The 10,080-nt window shown below is 73.0% G+C and carries 10 protein-coding genes; 8 read left to right on the top strand and 2 right to left on the bottom strand.

Annotated features, from left to right (window positions below):
* The 7 genes from murJ to D9V37_RS18620 all read left to right on the top strand — a co-directional run.
* On the top strand, positions 1-1,097 hold a 1,097-nt coding region (gene murJ / locus D9V37_RS18650; protein WP_332835766.1), incomplete at its 5' end, for a murein biosynthesis integral membrane protein MurJ.
* Positions 1,098-1,139: 42 nt separating this feature from the next.
* Positions 1,140-3,188, top strand: coding sequence for a protein kinase family protein (locus D9V37_RS18645; protein ID WP_121807607.1), 2,049 nt, complete (start codon positions 1,140-1,142; stop codon positions 3,186-3,188).
* Complete coding sequence (gene sigM, locus D9V37_RS18640) at positions 3,185-3,820, top strand: RNA polymerase sigma factor SigM (RefSeq protein ID WP_198412644.1); 636 nt, start codon at positions 3,185-3,187, stop codon at positions 3,818-3,820. The genes D9V37_RS18645 and sigM overlap by 4 nt, the downstream gene beginning before the upstream one ends.
* Entirely contained in the window at positions 3,817-4,506 is a 690-nt protein-coding gene (locus tag D9V37_RS18635; protein ID WP_121807606.1) for a hypothetical protein, read from the top strand. The genes sigM and D9V37_RS18635 overlap by 4 nt, the downstream gene beginning before the upstream one ends.
* Before the next feature lie 69 nt (positions 4,507-4,575).
* Positions 4,576-5,574 carry a thioredoxin-disulfide reductase gene (gene trxB / locus D9V37_RS18630; protein WP_121807605.1) on the top strand — a complete coding sequence of 333 codons (999 nt, stop codon included), beginning with the start codon at positions 4,576-4,578 and terminating at the stop codon, positions 5,572-5,574.
* A 71-nt stretch (positions 5,575-5,645) separates the two neighbouring features.
* Positions 5,646-5,972 (top strand): thioredoxin, encoded by a 327-nt coding sequence (gene trxA / locus D9V37_RS18625; protein ID WP_121807604.1) that lies wholly within the window; start codon positions 5,646-5,648, stop codon positions 5,970-5,972.
* Between the two features lie 126 nt (positions 5,973-6,098).
* Positions 6,099-7,256, top strand: coding sequence for an N-acetylmuramoyl-L-alanine amidase (locus D9V37_RS18620; RefSeq protein ID WP_232525008.1), 1,158 nt, complete (start codon positions 6,099-6,101; stop codon positions 7,254-7,256).
* On the opposite strand, the gene D9V37_RS18615 is transcribed toward D9V37_RS18620, so the two are convergent.
* The gene (locus D9V37_RS18615; RefSeq protein ID WP_121807602.1) at positions 7,225-7,875 is read right to left on the bottom strand and encodes a GNAT family N-acetyltransferase; all 651 of its coding nucleotides are present in this window, start codon (positions 7,873-7,875) and stop codon (positions 7,225-7,227) included. The genes D9V37_RS18620 and D9V37_RS18615 overlap by 32 nt on opposite strands.
* 129 nt (positions 7,876-8,004) lie before the next feature.
* Positions 8,005-9,219, bottom strand: a complete 1,215-nt coding sequence (locus tag D9V37_RS18610; protein ID WP_121807601.1) for a pyridoxal phosphate-dependent aminotransferase — start codon at positions 9,217-9,219, stop codon at positions 8,005-8,007.
* A 57-nt stretch (positions 9,220-9,276) separates the two neighbouring features.
* Here D9V37_RS18610 and D9V37_RS18605 point away from each other — a divergent pair, with 57 nt between their 5' ends.
* Positions 9,277-10,038, top strand: coding sequence for a lysophospholipid acyltransferase family protein (locus D9V37_RS18605; protein WP_121807600.1), 762 nt, complete (start codon positions 9,277-9,279; stop codon positions 10,036-10,038).
* Positions 10,039-10,080 lie beyond the last annotated feature (42 nt).

The raw sequence follows: 10,080 nt of genomic DNA, 5'->3' as shown, positions 1-10,080 counted from the left end.
CGGTACTCGGCCCGTTCAGCGCCCACCAGGAGCTGCTGCTGGGCCTGGGCTCGACGCTGGGCATCGCCATCCAGCTGCTGGTCCTGCTGCCCTACCTGCGGCGCGCGGGCGTCACGTTCCGGCCGCGGTTCGACTTCCGCGGCACCGGCCTGGGTCACACGCTGCGCCTCGGCGTTTGGACGGTGCTGTTCGTCGTGGTCAACCAGATCGCCTACACGATCGTGGTCCGGATCGCCTCCGACGGCACCGCCCAGTCGGTGGTGCAGGGCTGCGCCGCGGGCGGGGGCGGCGCCACGGGCTACACCATCTACGCCAACGCGTTCCTGGTCGTGATGGTGCCGCACTCCATCGCCACCGTCTCTTTGGCCACCGCGATGCTGCCCCGGCTGTCCGCCGCGGCCGCCGACGGCGACCTGCGCGGGGTGGGCGCGGGCGTCGCGGCCACGATGCGCACCACCTACGCCCTCGTCGTGCCGGTGGTGGTGCTGCTGCCCGTCGTCGCGCTCGACGTGTCCGACGTCGTCTACGGCTACGGCGCCGCCCAGCGCTCCTTCGCCCTCTTCGCCCCCACCCTGGCGCTCTTCGCCGTGGGCCTGTTCTTCTTCACCAGCCACTACCTGGTGCTGCGCGGCTTCTACGCCCTCGAGCGCACCCGGCTGGTGTTCGGCATCCAGTGCGTGGTCGCGGTGGTCAACATCGTGCTCGCGGTGGCGCTGACCCGCGGCATCGACCCCGGCCAGACCGCGCCGCGCCTGGTCATCGCCTACGCCTGCGCCTACGCGGTGGGGGCGGCGGTCTCCTTCGTCGTGCTCTCCCGGCTGGTCGGGGGGCTGGAGGAGAGCCGGCTGCTGCGCTACGCCGTGCGGCTGCTCGTCGCCGCGGGCCTGGCGACGCTGCTGGCCTGGGCCGGCCGCGAGGCCGTGCACGCCGTGCTGGGCCAGACCAAGCTCGCCGCGCTGGTGGCCCTGGCCGTCGCCGGCCTGCTCGAGGTGGCCGGCGTCGCCGTCATCGGGCGCGCGCTGCGCATCGCCGAGATCGGCGAGGTCGTCGGCCTGGTGACCGGCCGCCTCCCGCGCCGGGGTCGCACGAGAACCTAGACTCGCCGCACGCCCCCCGCTCGAGCCCGGAGGAGAGGTGCCGTGACCGTCGCGCTGACCCCGGGCACCCTCCTGGGCGGCCGGTACCGGCTGGAGGACCTCCTCGACGACGTCGAGGGCGCCCGGTTCTGGCGGGCCACCGACGAGGTCCTCGCCCGCAGCGTCGCGGTCCACGTGCTGCCCGAGGACGACGAGCGCACGGACCCCCTGCTCGAGGCCGCCCGCCGCTCCGCCGCCGTCACCGACGCACGACTGCTCAGAGTGCTCGACGCCGACGTCCGCGACGGGCTGGCCTGGGTCATCAACGAGTGGGGCCAGGGCCAGTCGCTGGACATCATGGTCTCCCAGCGACCGCTGCCGCCCGACCGCGCCGCCTGGCTGACCCGCGAGGTCGCGCTCACCATCGCCGTGGCCCACGCCGCCGGGCTGGCGCACGGCCGGCTCGCGCCCGAGAACGTCATGCTCATCGAGTCCGGGGCGGTGCGGATCATCGGCTTCGGTACCGACGCCTGCCTGCAGCGCCGGCTGCTGCGCAGCGGCCACTACCCGCGCATCGGGGCGCAGGAGGCCGACGTCGTCGACCTCGCCGGGCTGCTCTACACCGGTCTGGTCGGCAAGTGGCCCGGCGCCTCCGGCTCCTCGGTCACCGCCGCACCGCGCGACGCCTCCGGCCCGCTGCGTCCCCGCCAGGTCCGCGCCGGCGTCCCCCGGCCACTGGATCTGGTCTGCGAGCGCGTGCTCGCTCGCGGTGCCCCGGCACGCAGCGCCTACCAGCTGGCCGCGGTGCTCACCGAGTACCTCGGCGAGCCGGGCTCGCCCGATCCCGCCGTCGTACCGCCGACGCCGGTGGCGCTCGAGGCGGCGGCCGGTACCGCGCCGCAGCCGCTGCCCGAGGGAACCGGCCCCGAGGAGACCGGCCCCGTCGAGGCCGATCCCGAGGAGACCGGCCGGCAGGAGACCGGCCGGCAGGAGACCGTCGCGGCCGAGCCCGACGACACCGTCACCGCGGCGACCCCCTTTCCGATCCCGGTGGAGGAGACCGACCACCTCGACGCCGACGACCAGCCGTGGGAGGAGGACGTCACCGCACCCGACGACCGGCCCACCGACGCCGACACCGAGACCGACGCCTACGAAGCGGACGACGAGGGCGAGCCCACCCAGCTCGTGCCGCGCGACGTGCTCGCCGACGCGGAGGCCGACCCGGACTGGCACCTTCCCAGCGAGCAGGAGGCCCCGCCGGCGGCCGACCTCGAGCCGCAGCGCGAGCGGCCGCTGTTCGCCCCCGAAGGCACCCGCCGCCGCCCGCGGGTCGAGCTGCCCACCTCGGCCACCACCAGCTGGGGCCAGACCGACCACGCCGCGACCAGCACCAACGGCACCGGGAGCGGCATCGGCGTCGTGACCGGCGCCGAGAGCGCCTGGCCGTTCGACGACGAGGATCCCGAGACGCCGCGCGACGACTGGGAGGAGCGCACCCGGCGACCCTGGCTGCGCCTGCCGGTGGCGGTGCTGATCGTGGTCGTCGTGCTGGTGGTCGTGGCCTCGCTGATCGGGTTCGGCGGCAAGGTCCGCAAGGCGCTGCCAGGGGGCACCGCGAGCACCCCGACGGCCAGCGCCTCGCCGACGGCCGGGCAGCAGCTCAAGGTGCGCGCGGTCGACGACCTCGACCCCTACGGCGTGCCGCCGGAGGAGAACCCCGACCAGACCCGCTTCGTCATCGACGGCAACCCGCGGACCGCCTGGACCACCTCTACCTACCGCGGCCGGGCCGATCTGGGCGGGCTGAAGCCCGGAGTCGGCGTGGTGCTCGATCTGGGGTCGATCCAGCCGATCGGCTCGGTGAGCCTCGCCCTGGTCGGCTCCCCCACCTCCCTGGATCTCTACGCCGCCCCGACCGCGGCGAGGAGCACCCCCACCGGCATCGAGGGGCTGGCCAAGATCGCCACCAGGGCCGATGCCGGCACCCGGCTGCGACTGGTGCCGAACCGGCCGGTGCGCACCCGGTACGTCGTGGTCTGGCTGACCTCGCTGCCACCGGCCGACGGCGGCTACCGTGGCGGCATCTCGGGGGTGGTGATCCGATCGTGAGCAGTGATGACGCCGGTGGTCTCGACGCCGACGAGGACGACCGCGCGCTGCTGCGGGCCCACGTGGCCGGCGACCTCGACGCGTTCGGCCGGCTCTTCGCCCGCCACCGCGACCGGCTGTGGGCGGTGGCGCTGCGCACCACCGGTGACCCCGAGGAGGCCGCCGACGCCCTCCAGGACGCGATGGTCTCGGCCTTTCGGCGCGCGGAGTCCTACCGCGGCGACGCCCGCGTCACCACCTGGCTGCACCGGGTCGTCGTCAACGCCTGCCTGGACCGCATGCGTCGCTCCGGGGTGCGCGCCGTGCGGCCGCTGCCCGACGACCTCGAGGAGTACGACGTCGCCGCCACCGGCGACAGCCCGCAGGACCACGCCGAGCAGAGCGACCTGCGCCGCGAGCTGCTGGCGGCCCTGGCCACCTTGCCGCCGGACCAGCGCGCCGCCCTGGTGCTGGTCGACGTCGAGGGCTGCTCGGTCGCGGAGGCGGCGCAGGTGCTCCAATGCCCCCCGGGGACGGTGAAGTCGCGCTGCTCGCGGGGCCGGGCCCGGCTGGCCGAGCTGCTGGCCCACCACCGGCCGGGAACCGCCGATCCGACCGCTGCGTCCCACCCAGAGCGAGGAGAGGTGAGATGAGCCAGGACCAGGGCCCCGACGAGGCCGAGGAGTGGGCGCGGCGCGCTCTCGCCGAGGCACGTCTGGACACCCCCGTCCCGCCCGAGGTTGCCGCCCGGCTGGACGACCGGCTCGCCGGCCTGGTGGCCGAGCGCGCGTCTGCTCGGCCACCGGCCCCCCGCTCGTCGGCGCGCAGGCTGCGGGTCGGACCGGTCGTGCTCGCCGCCGCCGCCGTCGCTGCGGTGGTCGCGGTCGCGGTCCCCGTCGTGCGCGGCATGGGCGATGGCCTCCAGACCACGTCGAGGGGCTCGGCCTCCAGCGCCTCGAAGCAGGCGGGAACGGACCCGGAGAGCGACGCGGGTGGGAGTAGCGCGTCCGGCAGCGCGAGCCCGCAGGGCCTCGCGCCGAGCGCCCGGGTGGGACTCACCCACGTCCCGCAGCTGACCTCCGGCCGGTTCGGCGCCGGCGTCGAGCAGTCGCTGCCGCAGCTGCGGCAGGCCGCGGCGGCCTACGCGCTGGGCGGCACGGAGACCTCGTCGAGCTGCTCGGCGCGGCCCGCGGCCGGCGCCACCGGCGCCCTGGCCCTGGTCGACGGCAAGCCCGTCCTGGTCGAGCTCGGCGCCGTCAGCGGCGGCGAGCGCAGCGTGCGGGCGCTCTCGTGCGCCGACGGCTCGGTGGTGGCGAGCGCCACGGTCCCCGCGTCCTGACCGCACGGAACAACCCGCGCCTAGGATCGGTTGCGAACAACGCATCGTCCGCCGTCTGCTGGGAGCACCATGACCGACGTCCGCAACGTCATCATCATCGGCTCGGGACCCGCCGGGTACACCGCCGCGGTCTACGCCGCGCGCGCCAACCTGGCCCCGCTGGTCTTCGAGGGCTCGGTGACCGCGGGTGGGGCCTTGATGAACACCACCGAGGTGGAGAACTTCCCCGGCTTCCGCGAGGGCATCCAGGGCCCGGCGCTGATGGACGAGATGCGCGCCCAGGCCGAGCGCTTCGGTGCCGAGCTGGTGGCCGACGACGTCATCGAGGTCGACCTGAGCGGCGAGATCAAGACGGTCCGCACCGAGGACGGCACCTTCAGCGCCCGCGCGGTGATCCTGGCCATGGGCTCGGGCTACCGCAAGCTCGGCGTCGCGCGCGAGGACGAGCTCTCCGGCCACGGCGTGAGCTGGTGCGCCACCTGCGACGGCTTCTTCTTCCGCGAGCAGCACATCGCCGTCGTCGGCGGTGGTGACAGCGCGTTGGAGGAGGCCACCTTCCTCTCGCGCTTCGGGTCCAAGGTGACCCTGGTGCACCGACGCGACGAGCTGCGGGCCTCGGCGATCATGCAGGAGCGCGCGTTCGCCGACCCGAAGATCGAGTTCGCCTGGAACTCAGAGGTCGCCTCGCTCGAGGGCGACGGCGCGCTCAGCGGCGTCGTCCTGCGCGACACCACCACCGGCGAGCTGCGCACGATGGACGCCACCGGGCTGTTCATCGCCATCGGTCACGACCCGCGCTCGGAACTGGTGCGCGGCCAGGTCGACCTCGACGACGAGGGCTACGTGCTCGTGGAGCACCCCTCCACCGCCACGAACCTCGACGGCGTGTTCGCCTGCGGCGACCTGGTCGACCACCACTACCGGCAGGCCATCACCGCCGCCGGCAGCGGCTGCGCCTCGGCCCTCGACGCCGAGCGCTGGCTGGCCGCCCGCGACTTCGCCGCCTCCAGCGCCGGATCGCCGGCGCTGACGCAGGCTGAGGTCTCCTCGGGCGTGGGCGTCGCGTAAGGCGGGAACAACCGTCGGTAGCCGGCGGTTCACTGCACCAGACCTTCGGTTCACTCATCTAGGAGACTCACATGGCAGACCTTCCCGCCGTTACCGACGCCAGCTTCGAGACTGACGTCCTCAAGTCCGACAAGCCCGTCCTCGTGGACTTCTGGGCCGAGTGGTGCGGCCCGTGCCGCCAGATCGCCCCGATCCTCGACGAGCTCAACATCGAGCACGGCGACAAGGTCGCGTTCGTGAAGATGAACGTCGACGAGAACCCGGTAACCCCGGCCTCGTACCGCGTCACCGGCATCCCGAACATGGCGCTCTTCCACAACGGAGAGGTCGTCAAGCAGATCGTCGGCTCGCGGCCCAAGTCCGCCATCGTCAAGGAGCTCTCCGACTTCATCGGCTGAGCCTGCTCCACCCGACACGCGCCGGGGTGCCCCCCAGAGATGGGTCCAGTGGCACCCCGGCGTTCGTCTGTGATTCGGTAGGGGGTCCGCCCACGCCGTCGAGAAGAGGAGGCCGATCCCGCGATGGTGCCTGCTATCGATGGCACGGCCTTCCGCCGTGGTGACATCGGTCCAGCCGTCGCCGAGATCCGCTCGCTGCTGGACCGGCTGGGTCTGCTCAACGGCTCCGCACCGCGGCAGGACTCCTTCGACGCCTCCCTCGAGCTGGCCGTCCGCGCGTTCCAGCAGCAGCGCGGGCTGACCGTCGACGGCATCGTGGGCCCCTCGACCTACCGCCGCCTCGACGAGGCCCGCTGGCAGTTGGGCGACCGCGTGCTGAACCACCGCCCCGGCGCCCTCCTGGCCGGCGACGACGTCTTCGCCCTCCAGCAGCGGCTGCTGGACCTCGGCTTCAAGGTGGGCCGGGTGGACGGCTACTTCGGCGCCGAGACCGAGGCCGGGCTGCGCGAGCTGCAGCGCAACCTCGGCCTCCCCGTCGACGGCACCTGCGGCCCGGCGACGCTGAAGGCGCTCAACCGGCTGCAGCCGCGGGTTAGCGGCGGTGCCCCCAACACGCTGCGCGCCGAGGAGCGGATCCGCACCGCCGGCCCCCGGCTGGCCGGCAAGATCGTCGTGGTCGACCCGATGCCGCTGCTGGCCGTGCCGCCCGAGCACGAGGCGCGAGCCCGCGCCGACGCCATCGTCGGCGACGTCGCGCGGCGCGTCGAGGGGCGCCTGGTGGCCATCGGTGTGCAGGCCTACCTGGCCGGGCGCCCCGGCGAGGCCTACGACGACGCGAGTCGCGCGGCGTTCGCCAACCGGGCCGATGCCGACCTCACCCTCTCGCTGACCCTGGACGCCTCGACCAACCCCGACGCGGCCGGCGTCGCCTCCTACTTCTTCGGCTCCGACACCCACGGCACCCGCTCGTCGGTGGGCGAGCGGTTCGCCGGGCTGGTGCAGCGCGAGATCGTCGCCCGAACGGACTCAGCCGACCTGCGCACGCACGCCAAGACCTGGGACTTCCTGCGGCTGACGCGGATGCCAGCGGTGCGGCTGGACCTGGGCTACCTGACCAACCTGGCCGACGCCACCCGGCTCTCACGACCCGCCTTCCGCGACACCCTGGCCGAGGCGATCGTCGTGGCCATCCAGCGCTTCTACCTGGCGCCCGAGGTCGACCCGAACACCGGCGTGCTGCAGTTCGCCGAGCTCAGGGAAGCGGTCCGTCAGCCTCGCGCGTGATCGGTTGGCGCGGCTGCTGCACCGGGACCTGGTGACGCACCGGCGCCAGCAGCCGGTCGAGCGCGCCCTCGAGATCCGAGCGCCAGCTCAGCAGCGAGCGCAGCTCCATCCGCATCCGTGGCGTCCGCGGGTGCGAGCGCTGGGTGCGGAACCCCACGCCGAGCAGGAAGTCAGCGGGCACGACGCAGGGGTGCCCGACCTCGGTGGCGCCGAACGCTTCGACGGCGCGGATGCCGCCGCGCTTGATCAGGTCCTTGGCCATCGCCTGCACCAGCACCCGGCCCAACCCCTGCCCCGCGTAGGCCGGCGACACGCGGACCTGGGCCAGCAGCACGGCGTCCCCGGAGACCGGGGCCGTGGCCAGCTGCGCGGCGCCCGGCACGTGGGCGGCCGGGGCGTAGACGACGTGGCCGGCCGCGACGTCGTCGACGTAGACGATGCGCCCGCACGACCCCCATTCGCGCAGCACCTGGGAGACCCAGGCCGACAGTTCGTCGCTCTCGTGCCCGCACGCCCGGCCCCGCTCCACGGGGTCGAGCTGCCAGAACAGGCACGAGGAGCACTCCCCCACCAGGTGGGGCAGGGTGTCGAGCGTCAGCCGGGCGACGCGACGGGCCATGGTCGGCAGCGTACGCCGCTCAGGGTTTTGCCGGGTGCCCGGCAAAACTCGTGATCGCTACCGTTTCTGGAGCGCTTTCGGGGGGGTTTTGCCGGGTGCCCGGCAAAACCCCCGCCCGCATCGCGGCGCCTACCGCAGCGTCGCGAGGTGGTCCGCGATCCGCCCGATGGCGTCGGTGAGGGTCTCCAGATCGGGCAGGGTCACCAGCCGGAAGTGGTCGGTGTCCATGTGGTTGAAGCCCGTCCCGTGGGTGACCAGGATCTTCTTCGCGCGCAGCAGGTCGAGCACGAAGGCCTCGTCGTCCTTGACGTGGTAGACCTCCGGGTCCAGCCGCGGGAAGCAGTAGAGCGCGCCGTGAGGCTCGGTGCAGCTGACCCCGGGGATCTCGTTGAGCAGTCGCCAGGCGGTCTTGCTCTGCTCGTAGAACCGCCCGCCCGGCACGATGTACTCGTTGATCGACTGGTAGCCGCCGAGCGCGGTCTGGATGGCGTGCTGGGCCGGCACGTTGGGACACATCCGCATGTTGGCCAGCAGCGTGAGGCCCTCGAGGAAGTCGGTGGCCAGGTGCTGCGGGCCCGAGACCATCACCCACCCGGCGCGATACCCGCACACCCGGTAGGCCTTGGAGAGCCCGCTGAAGGTCAAGCAGAGCACGTCGTCGCCGGCGTAGGCCGCGGTGTGGTGGTGGCGGGCGTCGTCGAAGAGGATCTTCTCGTAGATCTCGTCGCTGAAGACGACCAGGTCGTGCCGCCGGGCGATGTCGACCAGGCCTCGCACCGTCTGCTCGCTGTACACGGCCCCGGTGGGGTTGTTGGGGTTGATGATCACCAGACCCTGGGTCTGCGGGGTGATCCGGGCCTCGATGTCGGACAGGTCGGGGTTCCACCCGTCGGCCTCGTCGCAGCGGTAGTGCACCGGGGTGCCGCCCGAGAGCGAGATCGCCCCGGTCCACAGCGGGTAGTCCGGGGCCGGCACGAGGATCTCGTTGCCGTCGTCGAGGAACGCCTGGAGCACCATCGTGATGAGCTCGGAGACGCCGTTGCCGATGTAGACGTCGTCGACGCCGGTCTGGGTGAGCCCGCGCGCCTGGTAGTACTGCGCCACGGCGGTGCGCGCGGAGTAGATGCCGCGCGAGTCGGAGTAGCCCTGGGCGTCGGGCAGGTTGTGCACCATGTCGGCGACGATCGCCTCGGGGGCCTCGAACCCGAACGGGGCCGGGTTGCCGATGTTGAGCTTGAGGATCTTGTGGCCCTCGGCCTCGAGCCGCTGGGCCTCGGTGAGGATCGGACCGCGGACGTCGTAGCGGACGTGCTGCAGCTTGCGACTCTGCACGATCGGGCGCATGTTCCATTCTCGCACTTCGCCGCTCCGGGCCCCACCGGGCTCTGAGAAGGTGGCCTCGTGCGTGACATCACCTACCCGCCGATCATCGTCACCGCCAAGGTCTTGTTCCGGGCCCTGGGCCTGCGGTTCCAGATGAGCGGCACCGAGCACGTGCCGCGCAGCGGCGGTGCCCTGCTGGCCATCAACCACATCGGCTACGTCGACTTCGTCCTCGCCGGGTACGCCGCGCAGCCCGCCGGGCGGCTGGTGCGGTTCATGGCCAAGAAGGAGGTCTTCGACCATGCGGTGGCCGGGCCGGTGATGCGCTCGCTGCACCACATCCCGGTCGACCGGGCCGATGGGATCGGCTCCTTCCACGAGGCGGTGCGCTACCTGCGCGACGGCGAGATCGTCGGGATCTTCCCCGAGGCCACCATCTCCCGCTCGTTCGAAGTCAAGGACATCAAGACCGGTGCCGTGCGCATCGCCGCGGAGGCCGGCGTGCCGCTGCTGCCGGTCGCGCTGTGGGGCACGCAGCGGCTGATGACCAAGGACCACCCGCGCGACCTGCAGGGCCGCAAGACCATCTCCATCCGGGTCGGTGAGCCGATGCACCCCACCCTGGCCGACGCCGCCGCCGAGACCACCGAGCTCCACGCCCGCATGCAGGCCCTGGTCGACGCCGCGATCGCGGACTATCCCGACGCCGAGCAGCCGCCCGGATCCTGGTGGCTCCCGGCCCGCCTCGGCGGCACGGCGCCGACGCCGCAGGAGGCCAAGCAGCTCGACAGCGAGGAGCTACGGGCCCGGTTGCGCAAGAAGCGACAAGGTAACAAGTAAACTTGTCGCTTTGTCGACAAAGACAGGAATCCGCTGGTCAAC

This window comes from Nocardioides mangrovicus, assembly GCF_003674065.1.
Classification (GTDB): domain Bacteria; phylum Actinomycetota; class Actinomycetes; order Propionibacteriales; family Nocardioidaceae; genus Marmoricola; species Marmoricola mangrovicus.
This window is presented reverse-complemented; position numbering and strand designations above follow the sequence as displayed.